The sequence below is a fragment of the Rhizocola hellebori genome, from assembly GCF_016862955.1.
Classification (GTDB): Bacteria; Actinomycetota; Actinomycetes; order Mycobacteriales; family Micromonosporaceae; genus Rhizocola; species Rhizocola hellebori.
Genome location: NZ_BONY01000003.1, coordinates 21124 through 40744, shown reverse-complemented (window position 1 = coordinate 40744; position 19621 = coordinate 21124). Strand labels below are relative to the sequence as shown.

General features: G+C 67.8%; 11 protein-coding genes. 3 read left to right on the top strand and 8 right to left on the bottom strand.

Features of this window, described 5'->3' with window-relative positions:
- Positions 1-76: 76 nt before the first annotated feature.
- Positions 77-382: a phosphotransferase gene (locus tag Rhe02_RS03270; RefSeq protein ID WP_203906537.1), complete on the top strand. Its 306-nt coding sequence runs from the start codon at positions 77-79 to the stop codon at positions 380-382.
- Positions 383-442: 60 nt separating this feature from the next.
- On the opposite strand, the gene Rhe02_RS03265 is transcribed toward Rhe02_RS03270, so the two are convergent.
- The 4 genes from Rhe02_RS03265 to Rhe02_RS03250 all read right to left on the bottom strand — a co-directional run bounded on the left by Rhe02_RS03265 (position 443) and on the right by Rhe02_RS03250 (position 6114).
- The gene (locus Rhe02_RS03265) at positions 443-1927 is read right to left on the bottom strand and encodes a S8 family peptidase (RefSeq protein ID WP_203906536.1); all 1485 of its coding nucleotides are present in this window, start codon (positions 1925-1927) and stop codon (positions 443-445) included.
- 24 nt (positions 1928-1951) lie between these two features.
- The gene (locus Rhe02_RS03260) at positions 1952-3163 is read right to left on the bottom strand and encodes an alpha/beta hydrolase family protein (RefSeq protein ID WP_203906535.1); all 1212 of its coding nucleotides are present in this window, start codon (positions 3161-3163) and stop codon (positions 1952-1954) included.
- A 123-nt stretch (positions 3164-3286) separates the two neighbouring features.
- The gene (locus Rhe02_RS03255) at positions 3287-4768 is read right to left on the bottom strand and encodes a pyridoxal phosphate-dependent decarboxylase family protein (RefSeq protein ID WP_203906534.1); all 1482 of its coding nucleotides are present in this window, start codon (positions 4766-4768) and stop codon (positions 3287-3289) included.
- A 5-nt stretch (positions 4769-4773) separates the two neighbouring features.
- A complete protein-coding gene (locus Rhe02_RS03250; RefSeq protein WP_203906533.1) occupies positions 4774-6114 on the bottom strand; it encodes an MFS transporter in 1341 nt (446 codons plus the stop codon).
- Between the two features lie 56 nt (positions 6115-6170).
- Here Rhe02_RS03250 and Rhe02_RS03245 point away from each other — a divergent pair, with 56 nt between their 5' ends.
- Entirely contained in the window at positions 6171-7256 is a 1086-nt protein-coding gene (locus Rhe02_RS03245) for an LLM class flavin-dependent oxidoreductase (RefSeq protein WP_203906532.1), read from the top strand.
- On the opposite strand, the gene Rhe02_RS03240 is transcribed toward Rhe02_RS03245, so the two are convergent.
- Genes Rhe02_RS03240 through Rhe02_RS03230 form a run of 3 tightly spaced genes read right to left on the bottom strand, consistent with a single transcriptional unit; the run spans position 7234 to position 9195 of the window.
- Entirely contained in the window at positions 7234-7434 is a 201-nt protein-coding gene (locus tag Rhe02_RS03240) for a helix-turn-helix transcriptional regulator (RefSeq protein ID WP_239123324.1), read from the bottom strand. The genes Rhe02_RS03245 and Rhe02_RS03240 overlap by 23 nt on opposite strands.
- Positions 7435-7468: 34 nt before the next feature.
- On the bottom strand, positions 7469-8317 hold the full coding sequence (locus Rhe02_RS03235; RefSeq protein WP_203906530.1) for an ABC transporter permease: 849 nt from the start codon (positions 8315-8317) through the stop codon (positions 7469-7471).
- Entirely contained in the window at positions 8314-9195 is an 882-nt protein-coding gene (locus tag Rhe02_RS03230; RefSeq protein ID WP_239123323.1) for an ABC transporter ATP-binding protein, read from the bottom strand. The genes Rhe02_RS03235 and Rhe02_RS03230 overlap by 4 nt, the downstream gene beginning before the upstream one ends.
- 238 nt (positions 9196-9433) lie before the next feature.
- Here Rhe02_RS03230 and Rhe02_RS03225 point away from each other — a divergent pair, with 238 nt between their 5' ends.
- Entirely contained in the window at positions 9434-16864 is a 7431-nt protein-coding gene (locus Rhe02_RS03225) for an FG-GAP-like repeat-containing protein (RefSeq protein ID WP_203906528.1), read from the top strand.
- Here Rhe02_RS03225 and Rhe02_RS03220 read toward each other — a convergent pair.
- Positions 16861-19587 carry an AfsR/SARP family transcriptional regulator gene (locus Rhe02_RS03220; RefSeq protein WP_203906527.1) on the bottom strand — a complete coding sequence of 909 codons (2727 nt, stop codon included), beginning with the start codon at positions 19585-19587 and terminating at the stop codon, positions 16861-16863. The genes Rhe02_RS03225 and Rhe02_RS03220 overlap by 4 nt on opposite strands.
- Positions 19588-19621: the final 34 nt, after the last annotated feature.

Here is a 19621-nt window from a genome sequence, read left to right as displayed (position 1 = left end):
ACACCGTTCCGGTGCCGCATCGCCGCCATGTCGACGTAGGTCTTGTCCAACGGCTGATCGCCACCCAGTTCCCGCAGTGGGCCGCGACATAGCCGTGGGGAATCTTCTGCTCCGTGACGGCGGGCTGGCCGCGGTCATCGACTTCGGCACCTGCGGTGTCGGTGACCCCGCGTGCGACCTGGCGATCGCCTGGACGCTGCTGTCGGGAGCGAGCCGCGACGCGTTCCAGTCCGCGATCCAGGTCGACGATGGCACGTGGGCAAGGGGGCAGGGATGGGCGCTGTGGAAGGCGCTGATCACCTACGCGCGGGCGCCGAATCGCGATCATCCCCATGCCGCCGAGGCGAAACGTGTCATCGGAGAGATCGTCGCGGCCGCGTAGCCCGGGTGTCACGGCCGCTGATTTTCAGACCGTGCACCCGAGCCACTCAGACAAGCGTGGTCACTGCTCCCGTTGGCGGGTCAGCACTGCCTGCCCCGGCGGGGTGGGGTCGCTTATGCACAGCGGCGTAACGGATTGCAGCCCGCACCTGGGCCGGCAGGCGAAGGTCCTGCTGCTGGAAGCGGAGGCGCCAAGAGAGTCGGTGACCGTGGCGACGGCCGTGATCGTCTTGTCAATCCGGCAGATACCGCTCGAAGACGGGGACCATTGCGTGGTGTTCGGGCCGACCGCCCCGATGGCCTCGACCTGACACGACCAGGATCCGGTTTGGGACTGGCAGAACACGTTGACTCTCAAGGGTCCGGAGCGGACGAAGAGCAGTTTGTTCGGCGAGCCGGCCCTGGGGTCGACGACGACGCCGACGGTGGGATCGCGGTTGAGGATCTGGTCTGCCACCTCGGCCGGGGTTAGGGTGGGCTGGTTGCCGAGCAGGATCGCGGCCGCACCGGCCACGTGCGGCGCGGCCATGGAGGTGCCGCTCATCAGCTGGCTGGCCTGGTCCCCGGCGTTGGAAGCAGACGTGATCTCGAAGCCGGGCGCGAAGATGTCCACACAGGTGCCGTAGTTCAGCGGGGACCAGCGGCGGTCATTTCGGTCCGTCCCGCTGACCGTGATCGCGGTGGGCGTCCGGGCGGGTGTCGACAGACAGGCATCCGCCGGGGTGACGCCGTCTCCGTAACCGTTGCCGGCGGATACGACGTAGGTGACACCGGAGGCAATGGAGCCGGCGACGGCGTCGTCCATCGCCGTGTCGGCTACGTAGCCGCCCAGACTCATGTTGGCGACGGCCGGATGAACGGCATGTTCGGTAACCCAATCGATGCCCGCGACGATGGTGGTGATCCACCCGTTGCCGTCGCAGTCGAGCACACGGACACTGACGAGATCGACGCTCTTGGCCACCCCGTAGTTCGTTCCGCCGATCGTCCCGGCGACGTGAGTTCCGTGCCCGTAGCAGTCGGAGGCGTTGTTGTCGTCATCAACGAAATCCCAGCCGCTGGTCACCCGGCCACCGAAGTCTTGGTGGCTGGCGCGCACCCCGGTGTCAAGGACATAGACGTGCACCCCTGCGCCGCCCGACGGGTAGTCGTAACTGGAGTTGTAGCCCCGGGCGTTGCGGTCGATGCGGTCCAGGCCCCAGGACGGCGGGTTCAGCTGGGTCACGGTGGCCGACACGATGCCGTCCTGCTGGATGTAGTCGACGGCCGGATCGGCCGCCATCCGCTTGGCCTCCTCCGGCGATGCCTGGACGGCGAAACCGTTGAGGGCGTGGCGATAGACGTGGCCGACCGTGCCGCCGTGGCGGGTGGTCAAGGCTGCGGCCGTGCCGTCCACCGAGGCGGATTTCTTCAGCACCACCAGATAGCTGCCGGGAACCGCCTGGCCGGCGGTTGGGCGCACCGCGCCAACGGCGGTGGCCGGAAGGCTGGGCAGGGTGAGGGAGGCGATGACGCCAAGGCTTACTATGCATGGTAATATTTTCATGCATAGATGTTAGCGATTGACCTCCTAGGCGGCGAGAGTGTCGTCGAGCCAGTCCAGGATCTTTCTGTTGGCCATCGACCGGTTGAAGAACTCGCAATGGTCTCCCGCGCCGTCGGCGTCGGTGAAGCGGATGAAGTACTTGGGACATTTCAGTGCGTCGAAGAGCTCCTGCGCGTTGGAGGAGGCCAAATCGGATTCGGCCGCGGTGATCAGTGTGGGGCAACGGATTGCGGCGACCTGGTCGGCGTCCAGCTTCCATTTGGCCATCTCGGCCATGTAGGAGGACATGTCGGTGGCGTTGTTGGTCCAGAAGCCGCGCTGGACGATCTTCCATCGCAACGAGCGATCGCTGTTGATGATGGTCATGACCCGCTGCTCGTCGTCGGCATCCAGCTCGGGCAGTTTGGCCAGCGCCTGGTCGTTCAAGCCCATCATGCGCAGCATGCCGGTGAACTTTCCGCCCACGTCGATCTGGCCCGGGTCGGCGACCATGGCGGCGATTCGGTGCTCGAACGCGGCCGCCCGCGGGGCCAGATAGCCGCCAAGGCTCCAGTCGTAGAAGGCGATGCGGTCAGGGTTGATGCCTTCGATTCCGACCGCGGCGTCGATGACCGCAGTGATGACCTTCTCCCAGTCGTGGCGCAGCGGCAGCCCCTCCTCGATAAGCAGCTTGCCCTGCCCCGGCCCGTCGAAAAGAAGCACGTGATAGCCGCGCCGCAGGGCGGCGGCGCCGAAGCCGAGGTGGTTCTCGGCCATAGCGGAATCCCAGCCGCCGCCGACGAGGACCACCGGACGGCGTGAGCCTCGGTCACCGGCAGCCCGCAGGAAGTAGGCGGGAATCCGGGTGCCTTCGTAGGGGACGTCGACCTTCTCGGCCGGCGGGTCAAGCAGCATAAGAGCTTTCTCGAAGGTGGCCATCTGGAGCTGGAACAGCTCGACAAGGCGAGGGTCGACCGGGGTGCCGTAGAGCACGTGGTAGGCGACGCCGAGAAAGCAGGAAGCGCGCAGATAGCAGTCGTGGGCGGTTTCGCGGTGGCCCAACGCTAGCGCGGAGTCGCCCTCGTCGATGCGGCGCTGGGCCATGGTCGAAAAGGCGGTGGCGAACGAGTCGTCGTCGCCCGGTTTCACCTCGCCCGCGATGGCCCTTACCTCACCGATGTCGCCGCCGCCGTAGGGAGCGAAACCGAGCGCCCAGCCGGCGAACTCGTCGTGGACCGGGTCTGCAAACAGCGCCATGACATCCCCCCGCTAGGTGATCATCCTCAGCCTATCGGCAGCCAGTCTGAGGCACAGGCGGATCAGCCATCTCCACCGCCAGAACCCTTCCCCCGCAGCCGGGCGCGCGGCACGAGCGTGTGGTCAGGCGAAGGTGGGGTGTTGGAGGAGGCTGACGAATTCGATTAGCAGGCGCTCCCGCAGCCGCGGTGGGGCGGCTGACAGGACGGTGTTCACCACGGCCATCCGCGCGCCCGGGCGGGCGTCGTCGCCGGCCAGGCCGAAGGTTTCGGCCAGGCCCGCTACGAACTCGGGGGTCAATTGGTCTGGGGTCAGCGATGCGGCCATGTCCAGCAGCTCGGGTGGGAGCAGGGTCGGGCCGAGCGTCCGGGCCGCGGCAGCGGCATCGGCCAGCGCGGGGGCGAAGGCGGCGATCTGCGGGGCGACCGAGGCGGTCACGGTCAGGTGGATGCTGGCGGGCATGCCGGCGAAGGGCAGCTGCGGCTGGGTGTGCCAGCCGCGCGCGGCCAGCTCGTCGGCTAGCACGAAGGGGTCGAGGGCAGGGTCGTCGCTGGTGAAGCAGACGACGGTGGTGTGGGCCGGGGCAAGCAGCCGTAGACCGTCCACTTCGGACACAGCTTGGGCCAGGCCGCGCACCGCGTCGCGGGTCTGCGCAGCCAGCCGCAGATAGCCTTCGTCGCCGATGTGGCGCAGGGTGGCGAAGGCGGCGGCGATGGGGCCGCCGGACCGGGTCGACGAGATCACCGGATTGATCATGGTGTACCCGGGCCACTCGGCGAAGGCGAAATACTGCGGCCGGCGCAGCAGCGCATCGCGATGCAACAGCACCGAGACGCCCTTGGGACAGTAGGCGTACTTGTGCAAATCGACCGAGATGCTGGTGACCCCGGGTACGCCAAAGTCGAAGTCGGGCAACGCTTCCCCGTTTTCAGCGCCCAGCCGGCGCAGGAAAGGCAGCGCCCAGCCGCCGAAGCACGCGTCGACATGGCAGCGCACGCCCACGGCGGCGGCCGCGGCCGCGATCTCGGTCACCGGATCGACCACGCCATGCGCGTAGGACGGCGCGGAACAGGCGACCAGCACCGTGTCGGGGGTGATCGCGGCCGCCATCGCGACCGGGTCGGCTTGGAAGGTGGTGGCGTTCACCGGTACCAAATCCAAGTGAACACCAAGATAGTGAGCCGCCTTGGCGAATGCCGCGTGGGCGGTCACCGGAGCGACCAGGCGCGGCTTTTCGACCTCGGGCCGCGCGTCACGGGCCGCCTTCACGGCGAGGATCAGCGACTCGGTGCCCCCGCTGGTGACGCTGCCGACCACGTCCGGCGCGGTGGTACCCGGCCCCGCGCCGAGCACCCGGGCGGCCGCGCCGACTAGCGCGTTCTCGGTCATCAGCAGGGACGGAAACGCCGTCGGATCGAGGCCGTTGACGTGAGCCGACAGGGCGTAGGCCGAATTCGCCAGGTCGTCCAAACCCGACACTGCGGGATCGTAGACGTAGGCGAAGAGCCGGCCGCCGTGCGTGGGCAGGTCCGCCTCCCGCATCGCGGCGAGCTCGGCGAGCACCTGCTGCGCGGGGACACCTTGGGCCGGCAACGCATCGATCATGGAAATCAACCTACCTGTTCGACGGTCAGCTGGTCGGCGGTCAGGTGGTAGCGGCGCAGCAACAGCGCGCCGAGGCCGACCAGGAGGGCGGGCAGCACGGTGAACGCGAGCAGGATGCCCAGCCGGGCGCTTGCGGGCTGGGTCACCGCCACCCCGGTGTCCGACGACCTGTACCCGGCGACGGCGATGACCAGACCGAAGATGCCAGGCCCGAGCGCGAGCCCGAGCGTCTCCCCGGCGGTCCACAGGCCGGTGAAGACACCGGCTTGGCGTTTGCCGGTGCGCTGCTCATCGAAGGCGATGCAGTCCGGCAGCATGGACAGTGCGAACACCTGCTGACCGGCGTAGCCGCAGCCGATCACCGCGGTGATCAGATAGGTGAGCACGGGCGGCGCCACTTGAGCGCTCAGCAGTGCCAGCGCACCGGCTCCGAAGATCAATGAGGCGATGGTGAGGGCCCGCTTCTTGCCCCAGCGCGCCCCGACGCGGATCCACAGCGGCATCACCAGCAGAGCCGGCGCGACGAACGCGACGAACAGCAGGGTCGGCCCGTCATCGGGGCGGCCCAGCACGTGATCGGCGACGTACTTCACTCCGGCGAGCATGGTGGCGATGCCCACCGATTGCACGACGAAGACGATGAGCAGGGTGACGAAGGGCTTGTTGCGGCGCGCCACGGCGATCTGCGCGCGCAGCGTCGGCTCGCTTTCCACCGCGTGCCCGAGCGGGGCCCGTCTGGTCCCCAGAAAGGAGCCAAACGCACCCAGAAGAATAAGCACGCCAACGAAAACGCCCATGGCCCGGTGTCCGGGGACACCACCGCCGGCCGCGTTGACCACCAGCGGCGCCACCGCACCGGAGACCAGGATGGCGATCGCCAGCACGGCGATGCGCCAGGTCATCAGCCGGGTTCGCTCGTCGGTGCTGTCGGTCATCTCGGCCGGCATCGCCACATAGGGCACCTGGAAGAAGGCGAAGGCGGTGGCGGTGGCCAGGAACAGCACGGCGACATAGAGACCCGCGTCGGAGCCGGTGCCCAGCGGCGCGGCGAAGATGGCGGCGAACAGCACGGCCATCGCGATGCCGCCGCCGAGGAGATAGGGCCGCCGCGCGCCCCACGGGCTGACCGTGCGGTCCGAGATCCGCCCGACCACCGGATTGATCAGCACGTCCCACGCCTTGGGCAGCAACACGAGCAGGCCGGCCACGACCGCGGCGACGCCCAGCGAGTCGGTGAGGTAGGGCAGCAGAAGCAGGCCCGGCACGGTGCCGAAGGCGCCGGTGGCCAGCGAGCCCAACGCGTAACCGGCCCTGGTGCCGGTGGATAGCTGCGCGGAGTTGTTCATGCGCGGCATGGTACGCGGTTGCTATTCTCCTATCTAGCCGATAGCTTTTATAGACTATGACGCAGTTCCACTGGTTCCTGCCCACCTCAGGCGACGGACACGAGGCCGGCTCCGCCACCGTGGCCGCCGGCGCAGCCAAACACACCCGTGTTGCTTCTCTTGGGTACCTGTCACAGGTGGCCCGCGCCGCGGAGTCGGCCGGTTTCACCGCGGTGCTCACCCCGGTGGGCGCGGGCTGCCCCGACCCGTGGATCGTCTGCACGGCGGTCGCCACCGCCACCGAGCGGCTGCGATTCCTTGTCGCCTTCCGGGCCGGCTTCGCCCTGCCCACTCTGCTCGCCCAGCAAGCCGAAGCGTTCCAGGCGATTTCGGGCGGGCGGCTGGCGCTCAACGCGGTCACCGGAGGGGACGCGGTCGAACAGCGCGCCTACGGCGACTTCCTCTCCCACGACGAGCGATACGAGCGCACCGGCGAGTTCCTCGAAGTGCTCCGCGAGTCGTGGCGGGGCAAGCCTTTCGACTATCACGGCAAGCATTATCAGGTGGAGCAGGGTGGTTTGCGCGCGCCGCTGCAACCCACGCCGCCGATCTATTTCGGGGGAGCATCCCCGGCCGCCGAAGCGGTCGCCGCCGAACTGGCCGACACCTATCTGCTGTGGGGCGAGCCACCGGATGCGGTCGCCCAGCGCGTCGAGCGCATCCGGGCGATGGCCGCCGCCCACGGCCGTTCCCTCAACGTGGGCATCAGACTGCACATAATCGCCCGCGAGACCTCCGCCGAGGCGTGGGCGCGCGCAGACCGGCTGCTGGCCGGGATGAGCCCGGAGCGGATAGCCGCCGCCCAGGCCCGCTTCGCACGGATGGATTCGGTGGGCCAGGCCAGAATGGCGGCGCTGCACGGCGGCAGCTCCGACGGTTTGGAGATCTCGCCCAATCTGTGGGCGGGCATTGGCCTTGTCCGTGAGGGCGCCGGCACCGCGTTGGTCGGCTCCTACGACGAGGTCGCGCAACGGCTGGCCGAATACGCCGCGCTCGGGCTCGACGAGTTCATCCTCTCCGGCTGGCCGCACCTGGAGGAGGCCTACCGTGTCGGCGAACACGTCCTCCCGCTGGTGAACGTCACGGGTTCTCGCCCAGCCTAGGGAACGGCTCGGTCGAGAAGACCACCTCTACCGGTACCCCAAAATATTGAGAAAGGCGAAGGGCTAGATAGAGACTCGGGCGGAACTCGCCGCGCTCCAGATAGCCCACCGTCTGATAGTGGATGCCCAATGCCTCGGACAGCTCCCGCCGCGAGATGCCGCGCTCGGCGCGCAGCATCGCGAGGCGGTTGTAGACAACCTCTGACGGGCGTTCACCGGACACGCTGCATCGCCTTCTGCCGGCGGGCATCGACCGCCGAGCCCGACTCGCGCCGGGCCATCCGCCGCAGCACGAACGGGGCCAGCACCAGCCCGATGGCCGCCCAGATGCCAAGCACGGCAGCGGTTTCCAGGTGCCGCCAGGAATGTCCTATCTCGACCGCGGCCATGTCGCCGGGCAGCAGTGCCGAGCGGGTGCCCAGGCCCAGCCAGTAGACCGGGAAGGTTTGAGCGATCCATTGCAGCCATATCGGGAAATTCGTGATGGGGTAGAAGATGCCGGAGATGCCGATCAGACCCATCAGCGGCAGCATGATCAGGCCCATGTTCTGTGGGTTGGAGAACAGCGAGCCGAGCATCGCCCCGATCGGCATGGTGGCCATCATGCCCAACACGAAGACCCAAACCATCGTCGCCGCGCCGGGACCGGTCAGGGTCAACCCGTCCAGGACAAGCAGAGCAGGTGCTAGCTGGAGAAAGATGCCGATCAGTGTCATTCCGGACACCAGGACTATCTTGCCGATCAGATAGCCGGTCATGCCGTGCGGGATTGCCTTGGCCCGCAACAGGGTGCCGTCTTCGCGCTCGACGACCAGCATGCCGGCCAGCGCTGCCATCCCGACGAAGGCAATGCCCATGCCCACCGCGCCGGGAAGGGTGCGGGCGCTGAGGGAGAACCCGGTGCCGGGCACGGTGGCCCCGCGCATGAAGAGCATCACGACCGCCAGGATCACCGGCGGCACCAGATAGCCCATCACGTCTTGCCCATTGGTGAAGGTGTGCCTCAGCTCCATCCGGCCGCGGCGAAAGCCCGACCTGATCGCCTGCATCGCCGGATTCATGCTGCCGCCCTTTCGAAAACGCGCTCGGTCGCGACTTCGCGCCCGGCCTCAAATGCCCGCACCAGGGCCATATAGGTGTCTTCAAGGCTGGCCCGGCGCACCTCGAGGCCGGTCACCTCATCGTGCTGCGCCAGCAGCTCGCGCACGAACTTGGTGGCGTCCGAGGTGGAGTGCACGAACCTTTCGTCGCCGAGGGTCCATCGCACCTCGGCCTCGGTGGTGATTCGTTGTGCCAGCTCATCAGCTGAGCCGTCGGCGATAATCGTGCCACCAGCGAGAACCAGAATCCTGTCAGCAAGTTTTTCCGCCTCATCCAGATCGTGCGTGGTGAGCAGAATGGTGGTGTCGCCGAGGTCGGTCAGCCGGTGCACCAGATCGTGGAATTCGCGACGCGCGTGCGGGTCGAAGCCCGCCGTCGGCTCGTCGAGAAACAGCAGCTCCGGCCGGCCGACAATGCCCATGGCCACGTCGAGGCGGCGGCGCTGCCCACCGGAGAGCATCCGCACCCGCTTGTGTGCATGCTCGGTCAGCCCCACCGCGGCGATCAGCTCGCCGGTCGGCCACGGCCGCGCGATAGTGCTTGTGGCATAGGCGGAGTAGAACGATCCCACGTGCTCAAGCAGCTCGTCGACCCGCCACTTGGCGTGGTCGCGCCAGGATTGGAGCACCACGCCGAGCCGGGCCCGCCACGCCTCGTCGCCGTGCGCCGGATCGACGCCGAGCACGCTCACCTCGCCGGCCGAGCGCATGCGAAACCCCTCAAGGATTTCAATTGTCGTCGTCTTGCCCGCGCCGTTCGGCCCAAGCAGCGCCAGCACCTCGCCAGCCTGCGCGGTGAAATTCACGCCACGCAGAACCTGGGCCGGGCCGTAATGCATCTGGAGCCCACGCACATCCAGTACAGCTGTCACAGCTATGCGCCCTTCCATCTAATATCTGCGGCGAACCGTAGCACATGTGCTACATAACGCTCAAGAGAGTGGGACCGGGGTCTCGGTCGATACAGGACACGGGCCGGGACAGCGGCCTCATGCGGGCGCCGAACCCGGTGCCTAAGGTCGGGCGGATAGCGGGCGGCCGGGGGCCGCGCGCGCTGACGTCGAGGAGGCCGCGGCCATGTCCCGAATGCCTTACCGGGTCCTAAATCCCGCGCTGAGTCTGGTGCTGCTCGCCGGTTTGCTGGTGGTCGTCGCCAGGCCGGCGGTGTCGCCCGGGCAGCTGCGCCCGGCCAGCCTGCCGGGTGCGATAGGGGAGAAGAGCGTCGATGCCATGGGTGCCTACCGGCGCGAGATCCCGCTGCGGGTGCCGTCGTTCTTCGGGATCGAGCCTGCGTTGCGCCTGTCCTACTCCACCCAGAGTGGCAATGGCCTGGCCGGGGTCGGCTGGACGCTGTCCGGGTTCGCTGAGATCACGCGCAGCTCACCGAATCTAGGCGCGCCCACTTTCACCTCCGCAGATGTCTTCCATCTCGATGGCGCGGAACTTGTGGCGTGCACCCCGGCGATGACCGACCCGAGTTGCCGCTTCCCCGCCGCGCCCGGCCAGGTCGCCTATGCGGCGCGCTCGGCCGACTATCGCCGTATCGCCTTCGAGCCGACTCAGGTGCGCTGGCTGGTATGGGAGCGCGGGGGCGCTCAGCACGTCTTCACCGAGGAGGCCCATTCGGGGACGGCGACGCCAAGTGTCTGGGCGCTGACCTCTACCACCGACCCGGAGGGGCATCAGGTCACCTACACGCGCAAGCAAAACCTGACCGGCCCGGACACCGCCTCCTACCCGTTCAGCATCACCTACGGCGGGGTCACCGTCACCCTCTATCACCAGGCTCGGCCGGACCCGGTCACCCGCGGGGACGGGCGCGCCCTGGTGTCGATGCAGCGCCGCCTGCGCACGGTCAGCGTCGCGGCCCACGGCGCACCGGTGCGCATGTATCGGCTCAGCTACGACGTCAACGACACCACCGGAGAATCGTTCCTGAGCCGCTTCGAGGAGTTCGGCTCCAACGTCCGCCTCGGCAAGGATGGCGAGCTGGCCAATCCGAGGGACGCCTTGCCCTTGCCCGCCACCACGTTCGCCGCCCAGACAACGCCCAAGGAGGAGTGGAGCTCGAGCAACCTGCCCGGACTCGGCGGCCTGCCGACGGCCGGTGGGCCCAGGCCGCCGGTGGTCAATGGCATGGCGTTCACCGTGTCCAAGCCCTATCTGCTCAACGCGCCGCCGAACCTGGGCGACGTCGACGGCAACGGGCGCACCGACTGGGTACAGGCCACGCCGGATCTGACCTACAACAGCAGCGGCGACCCGATGCACACCACGCTTCTGATCACCGCTGTGCTGGCCGGCAAGACCGCGCCCATCTACACCCAGACCATCCTGGCTTTCCCTTTCGCCGGCATCATGAATCGCACGTATCTGTCCGATGTGGATGGCGATGGGCGGGCCGACCTCGTCTTCATGCTGCTGGGTGGGCTCATCGCGGGCACCGATCCCAATATGGACTTTCGATCGCTGTCCATGGTGGCGGCGCGGTCGCTGGGCGACGGCTCGTTCACGTGGCTGTCGATGGCCGCCGGGACGACCGGATTCATGAGCCGCAACAAGTCCTCCTACCGCAGGGCCCAGTGCGCGCCCGGTGACATCGACGGTGATCGACGCGGTGATGTGCTGTGCAGCTACACCGACGATTCCGATGAGCATCATCTGGGTACGGCGCGCGCCAACGGCGACGGCACGTGGACCTTCACCGACACGCCCATGGATTTCCCGGCCGGCGACGGGACCCGCGACATGGTCGTGGGTGACACCAACGGTGACCGCTTCGCCGACGCGATGTTCCTCGACTATCCGGCGTGCCCGCCCACCGGGCCGTGCGAGGTGGATTACATCCTCACCACTGGACTCTCCGACGGCGTCGGCGGGTACAACATGGTGCGGCAGAACACCGATTGGCGCTGGGGCAACCCGAACTTCTTCGCCGCCGACATCAACGGCGATCGGCGCGCCGACTATGTGCTTTTCGCCAGCGTCGACGAGCAGTCCACCGACCCCGGCGCGATCCAGACCGCGCTCAGCAACGCGACCGGCGAATACACGCTTGCCTCGCAAGAGGTTCCCGTTGCCCTGCGCAACATTCAGCACAGCGTCTCGGTCGGCGACTTCGACGGCGATCTGCGGGCCGACCTGATGGTGGTGTCGCAGCAGCCTGGCGGGATCGCCGGTTGCGGGGGGATCCCCATCACCCATCTCAATCTGCACCGGGTGCGTTCCCTGGGCGACGGCACCTTCGACCTTCCCTCGACCTGGCTGGAGTGCAGCAAATCGGTGGAACTCAACGTGCCGTGGACCGACATGCGGTACACGCCGATCGAACCCGAGGCGGCCGACCTCGACGGCGACGGCGCCGACGACTTCCTCATCGCCGAATCACCTAGAGGCACCGATGTCACCACCCTGCACGAGGACCTTTCGGCCAATCCCGATGCCGACACGCACGCCTGGCAGACCGGAGAGTTCAATGGCGACGGTCTCGCCGACTGGGTGTTCGTTCGCAGCACCACCACCGGCCCGCTCGTTGCCGCGATGCTCTCCAACCCGGCCGGCGGCTTCACCGGCCGCGGGCACAGCCCGCCGCTGGGCACCTCCCAGTTGACCGCGCAGGCCGGGTGGCGCATCGCCGACATCGACGCCGACGGCCTGGACGACCTGCTATATCTGCGCTTCGCCGACCAGAATAAGGGCATTGAGGTCAGCAGCTGGATCACGCAGGGCAACGGAACGTGGGTCTTCCGGCAGGAGTACACCCACCAGTCGCTGACCGGCCTGCACCGCAACGTTGACGCCTGGCGGGTCGCTGACCTCAACGGCGATCGCCGCAGCGATCTGGTTTACGTCGACCGTGACGGCAACACCGGAGGTCTGAAGATCTGGACCTCACTGTCCAATGGCGACGGAACGTGGACCGAGGGCACCGCCTCGCCCACGGGCAGCTGGCCCGGGCCGGACGGAACTTCGTGGCGGGTGGCCGACCTCAACGGCGACGGCCGGCACGATCTCGTGCACATCGGCATAGCGTCCGGTTCGGTGCAGACCCAATCCTTGCTCTCGTCGGGCAACGGACAGTTCGCCGTGGGCACGCCCGCCACGATCAGCGGACCGGATCTGGCCGGGCTGCCTGTTGGCGACCTGGGTGGCTGGAGTGTCGCCGAGGCCAACGGCGACGGGCTGGCCGACCTGGTTCACCTCAGCCAGACCACCAACACGGTCGGGCAGCCGGCGCAGGTGCGGGTGCTGAACCTGCTGGGCCACGGCGACGGCGGCTTCACCTCGCGCCGCGACGAACCCACCGGCACGTTCATCGGCGACCTCGGCCAATGGCGCGGCGCCATCTCCTCGGTGGACGGGCGCACCGACATGGTCCATGTGCGCAACGACAACGGCCGCCTCACCGTGACCGCGCTGCGGCCCTCGGCCAACGGCCGGTGGAACCTCACCACACCGCTGACGTTGCCCGGCTCGATCGGCACCATCGCCGGCGCCTTCGCCACGGCCGATGCCGACGGCGATGGTGAAACCGACCTCGTCCGCTTCGATCTGACCCAGCCGGGCATGCGCGCGCTGACAATCAAGGCGGGCGTCGCCCGCGCCGTCATCACCAAGACGGGGCTGAACACCGGCGGTAGCGAGGAAATCGACTATGCGGTGCCCCACTCCACCGGCGGTGGCGCGACCTGTGCCCTGCCCGCCGGGGTCGCGCCGCTGGCGGTCTCCACGTTGCGGCAGAGCGCCGGGCCGAACCTTGGCAGCGGGCAGGCGAACTTCTACTACACCTGCCCGAGGTGGTCGCCCCGACGGCGCGCACTGCTCGGCTGGGAGTACGTCACCAGCTTCGACGGCCCGAGCCAGCACCATCCCGGGTTCGGCACGATGCGCCGCTACGACCTGACCGAGGCGTGCCCCGCCCGGCTGGCGCTTGAGCAGGCACAGGACGGGCAGGGCAACTACCTGCGCAAGGAGATCACGGCTTACAAACACACCGGGAATTCCGCGCCCTACAACTGCCTCGTGGACAACATCAACCGGGTGACCGCGGGCACCTCGTCCAGCCTCAACTCCACCATCGGTTTCATCTACGACGCCTACGGAAACGTGACCAGCGTTCTGGAAAACGGAGGCGGTGTCACCGCGCGCACCACGAACATCAGCTACGCCCCGCTGCACAGCCTGTGGGTCGTCGATCGCCCATGGCAGGTCACGGTACGCGAAGGCCAGCCCGGTGGGGGCGGCGCGATGCTGCGCTCGATCTTCCATTGCTACGACGGCTTCAACGGCACCGATCAGGCCAACTGTCCCAGCACCATGACCCTGGGGCGGCTGACGGCCATCAAACTGGTCAACGCCAATGGCTGGTACGACACCACCACCTACGCCTACAACGGGCAAGGCAACATCAGCGCTGTCACCGACGCCGACAACCGGACCACCACCATCTCCTACGATCCGATGGTCGACCGGTTCCCGCGCAGCGTCTGCGACGCGCTGAACCACTGCACCACCTTCGAGTGGTACCACGGCATAGAGCAGATCGCCGCCACCATCGACGCCAACACCGCCCGCACCGATTACGGTTACGACGTCTACGGCCGGCTCAGAAGCGTCTCGTCACCGGCTGGCACGCGCACCATGACCCGGCTCAACGAGGGCGATCCGGAGAAGCAGCGGCTGCGCACGGTGGAGGCCGACGGCACCACGGACGGCTTGTGGAGCGAGTCCTATTTCGACGGTCTCGGTCGGCTCTACGAGCGCAGGGCGGAAGGGCCGACAGCGGCCGATCCGCGGGTACAGAGCATCGGCTACGACGACGCGAGCCCCTACCCTGCCCGGCGCGGCCATTGGCACTTCGCCAGTGTGGGCGCGGTTTTCGAAGGGCTGGCCTACGACGCGGCCGGGCGGCTGGCGAGCCAGACCCATCCGGACGGCGCGGTGGTGGGCTGGTCCTACTCGGCGAGCTTGAACGACACCACGACCAAGTTCACCGATGAGGAGAACTTGTCGACCCAGCGTGCCTTCGACGGCTACGACCGGGTCAGGACCGCACAGGCCGACCCGGGCGGGCCTGCCGCCGGGACGATTCACTTCTCCGCCAACGCGGTCGATGAATTGCGGACCATCACCGATCCGCTCGGCAACACGGTGGTGGAACAGATCGACCCGCGCGGCGACATCGTCGGGCGGTCCGACCCCGACCGTGGCGACTTCACGGCGATATTCGACCGCACCGGCCATCTCAAGCAGCGCTTCCCGCAAAGCGGTGGCTACCTTCAGAACTGGTACGACACGGTGGGGCGCAAGACCATGGCCCAGCTCCCCAGCTACCGCACCATCAACTGGCTATACGACGAAGCCAACCATGGCGCCAGCGCCGGCCGCCTGACCGCCATCACCGACACCAACGGGATGGGCTGTCCCTTCCGCAACGGTGTCGCGGGTGGCTGGGTCGTCGACGAGCGGTCGTACAACCTGGCGGGCCGGGTTACGAGCCGTACCCTGTGCGTGGAGGGCGAGTCCAAGACGTTCGGCTTCGACTATGACGCCATGGGCCGGCAGCGCAGCATCACCTACCCCGACGGGGAAACCGTCATCTACCGCTACAACGATGCCGGTCAGCTTCTCCAGGTCGACGGCTATGTCGACGAGATCCTCTACGACGCGGCGGGTCGCATCACCAAGATCACATATCAGGGCGGCACCTACGAGACGTTCGCCTACCATCCGCTGCGCGAGTGGCTGGAACTGCATCGTGTCGTCGCGGGCGGCGCGCTGGTGACCTCGACCGAGTACCAGTACCACCGCAACGGCCAGCTGCGCCGCAGGATCGTCACCGGAACCAACGCCGGGACGAGCACCTACGTCTACGACTCCGCCGGCCGGCTCAAGGACGTCACCGGCGTAGGGCCCGGCCATTACGAGTACGACGCGGCCGGAGACATGACCACCGGTCCCGACGGCGTCTACTCCTACACCCACCCCGATCCGGCCAAGAACCGTTGCGGCGGCACGGGCGGCAACACGTGCCCGCACGCGGTCAAGAAGGTCGGCGCCAGCACCGAGTTGACCTACAACCTGCGCGGTGAGGTCACCCAGATCAGCCGGACCGCGGGTGGCGTCACCACCCGCCGCGACATCGGCTGGAACCCCGACGGCGAACCCACCACGTTCAGCCTCAACGGAAGCCTCGTATCAACAGTCCAATATGGATTGGATGGGGAACGCACCTCGGTCGCCAGCGGGCAACAGAAAACCCGCTATTTCGGCGGCTACCTGGAGGTGACCCGGCCGACGCCGGGCGCGCCGCCGCAGGAGACCAAGTCCTACTACGCCGGTGCGGTCGCCCTGGCGCAAAAGGAAATAGGCGGCGACGTCACCTACAACCACCACGACACCCTCGGCTCGACCACCTTGGTCACCAGTGCCGGCGGCACGGTCGTGGCCGGTTACACCTACGACGGCTACGGCAGGCTCGCCGCCTCTACCGGCTTCGGCGGCGACCAGCGCTACGCCGGGCACAAACCGGTGGAGCTCGGCTTGATCCACATGGGCGCGCGCCTCTATGACCCACAACTCGGCCGCTTCCTGTCGCCGGATCCCAAGCGCCAGGACCCACGCCAGGCCCGCCCAGCCGACCCGTTCTCCTACGCCGACAACGATCCGGTCAACCTCGTCGACCCCGACGGACATCAGGCGACCCGCAACTGGACCTATGGTGCGCACGGCAGCGGGGTCCTGCCGGGGGCTCAGCCCAGCCAGGCCGACCTGGACACCCTCAACACTTGGATCAACCGGTCGGATCCCGCGATGGCGCTGCCCACCCCGCGGGGCAACGCCGGCGTCTCCCGCAACGGCGGTGCCTGCAGCATGTGCCACGGCAACGGCGACTACTACATTCCGCGCGACTTGACCACGGGCGAGAAGATCGCCCTGGGGATCGTGGCAGCCATAGCCGTGATCGTGATCGTGGTGGCCCTGGCCCCGGAGATCGCCGCGGCGGGTGCCGCGGTCGGGGCCGTAGTGACCGCCATCGACGCCATCATCCTGCGCGCCTCCATCTGGATTTTCGTGCAAGCCACCAGCCTCATAGGCCTCGTGATGGCGATGATTCGTGAAGGGGTCTCCTCCGGCGGAGGGATCGGCAACGAAGTCGAACAGGTCGTTGAGGAGGTCAGCCGAATGCGGCTCGATTACCACATCTTTGAGAACGGCGAATACCTCGAGGGCGGGACCATCTACAGCTGCGCGGGCGGCGACTGGGGCCATTGCGAAACCCAGTTCGCCGAGAAGTACATGGGCTTGCTCGGTCCCGAGCATGACGTGTTCATGCAGGGCGAGTTCAACATGTGCGGCCACGGCCAATGCCGCGTCACCCTCAGCGATATGGCCATCATGGACGGACCCAACATGTTCTACATTGGATACTCCTTCCAAAATATGCCGCAGGGGATGGGGCAGCAGTTCGTCTCCGGCGTCGGATTCGTCTATGCGCCAAGGCGCTAGGCGAGCTTGGCCCGCACCGCTTCGGCGTCGGCCGGGCTGACTCGCTGGAAGATCGACAATGCTGCCTCGTATGCCTGGCGCGCCTGATCGGGCGCGCCAGCCTGCGTTTGCACATCGCCGATCAGCACCAGGTTCTGTGCTTCGAAGAGGGCATACCCGAGCACGGCGAAGAGTTGCTGGGCGCAGCCGTAGGCCAGCACCGCGCGGGCGTAGTCGCCGCGCTGCGTGTGGATGTAGCCAAGGCTGTTCCACGTGTACGCCTCGGCGCGCTGCTCGCCGGTGCGGGTGTGCAGCACCAGCGCTTGCTCGCAGTACGCCACGGCACGATCGAGCTCGCCGAGCTGAGCGTAGAACCAGCCGATCGTGTTAAGAGCGCTGGCTTTGCCGGTCTCGCGGCCCAAGCCGTCATAGGTCTGCAACGCCTTGCCCGCCATCGCGATCGCCGCGGGCAAGTCGCCGTCCACTTCAGACACCCGGGCCAGCCCGAGGTAGGTGTGCCCCTGCGAGAGGAGGTCGCCATGCTCGGCGAAAAGGCGCAACGCGGCCTGGTATTCGGCGCGTGCGGCCGTGGGCTCGCCGTGGTGGACCAGCGCGCGGGCCAGGGAACGCCGGGCCGCCGCTTCGGCCGGCCCGTTGCCTGCCCGTTGCGCGGCCACGGCTCCGGCTCGGCAGGTGTCTATCCAGTCGCGCCAATGCGCGCCGCGCTCGAAGTAGTCGTCAAGGGCCAGGGCGAGATGGGAGACATACTCCGGTGGGCTTTCCGGATGGTCGATCGCCTCGATCATGGCGGCATGCTCGGCGGCTACCCACCCCATGGCGGACTCGTGATCCGTGATGCCGGTGGCTTCTTCGGGGGTGAGCTGATGGGCCAGGCGGTTGCGGTGGGGGTTGAGCAGGCGAGCCGCCTGGGTCGCGCTGGAAAGGTAGTAGCGCATCAGCCGGGTCAGGGCGTCGCCGCGATCGGCGATGCTGTCGATGCTTTCGCACCTCTCCACCGCGTAGGCCCGGGTCAGATCGTGCATGAGGTAGCGCCCGGCGCTGTCGCGGGCGGCCAGATGGCCCGACTCGAGTTCGTGCAGGATCAGGCGGGCCTGCGGGGGCTGCACGCCGAGGACGCTGGCGGCGGCGGAAAGTGAGATGTCGTTGCCCGGCAAGATGCTTATGAGCCGAAATGCCTGGGCCGCCTGCGGGCTGAGCACGCGGTAGGACCACCCGAAGACGTGGCGCAGATCCGTGTCGGCGTCCTGCTGGGCCAGCGCGGTGAGACCGGTCAGCGACTTCAGCTCCTCGGCGAAATCCTCCAGGCTCAAGCCGGGTTCCGACTGCAGCCGGGCACCGGCGATGCTCAGCGCCAGCGGCAGGTTGGCGCAGAGCCGGGCCACCTCGCGCGCATGCCGTTGCTGCCCGGCCAGCCGGTCTTCGCCCGCCATCACGCCAAGCAGCTGCGCGGCCTCAGCTTCGGTAAACGCATCGAGCCGGATGAGCTGAGCACTCTCCCGAATGGACAGTCCGCGCAGGCTGTCCCGGCTGGTGATGAGCGTGACCGCGCGCCCGGTGCCGGGCAGCAGCGGCCGCACCTGTGCAGCATCGCGGGCGTTGTCGAGGATGACGAGCACATCCCGGTCGGCGACCAGCTGGCGATACATGGTGGCCGCGGCGTCGGTGCCGGGTGGGATCTCGCGCCGGGCGACACCGAGCGCGCTGAGCAGTGCCACCAGGGCCGGGTAGGGACGCAGCGGCCGGGACACCCCATAGCCGTGCAGGTCGAGATAGATTTGGCCGTCAGGGAACCGGTCATATTGCTGTTGCGCCCAATGCAGCACCAGGGTCGTCTTGCCCGTGCCGCCGCCACCGGCCACCCCGATGATGGCCGCGGGCGCAATCAATCCGTCCAATATGGCCAGCGTTTCGGTGCGGCCCGAAAAGTGCCGCGTGCTGCTGGGCAGATTGTGCAGCGGCGTGGGCGGCCGCGCGAGCTGGCCCGACAGGATCTGGTGATGGATGCGTTGCAGGCCGTCGCCCGGCTCGATGCCGAGCTCCTCCACCAGCTGATGGCGCACCGAGCGGTAGAGCTCGAGCGCCTCCGCCTGTCGCCCGCACAGAAACAGGGCCTGCATCAGCAGCGCCACCAGGTTTTCCCGCAACGGGGCAAGCTTGACGGCGTCGGTGAGCCCGGGTAGGCAGGCTTCATGGTGGCCGGCCGCGATTTCGGCCTGGTAAAGCAGCTCTGTCGCCGTCCACCTCAGCTCCTCCAGCCCGGAGGCGATCCTGTCCCGGATGCGGTCGCTGGCCACATCCGACAAGACCGGACCGCGCCAAAGGTCCAGCGCCTCGCGCAGAGACCTTGCCCGCTGCACCGGATCCCTCAGCTCGCCGGCCTCACCGGTCAGGCGCTGAAAAACCAAGGCATCGACCGACCGCGGATCGACCTGTGCGGTGAAACCGTTGCCCGCGGTGAGGATGCGGATCCCGAAACGGCCATCGCGAGCCGGGTCAAGGCAGGCCCGCAACCGTGAAATATGGGACTGAAGTGTCCGGATTGGACGGCGTGGCAGCTCGCCCTCGTCCCACAGCAGGTCGAGCAGGCGCGCCTGGGGCACCGGGTGCCCTGCTTCGAGCAGCAGAACGCCCAGCAGCAGCCTTTCCCGGCGACGGGGACCCAGCTCGATCTGCCCCTGCGGGCTGTCCACCTCCAGCGGTCCCAACACCCGGAAACGCACCACACGCAAAACCTTAATGCCTGAGGCACCTGTGCGC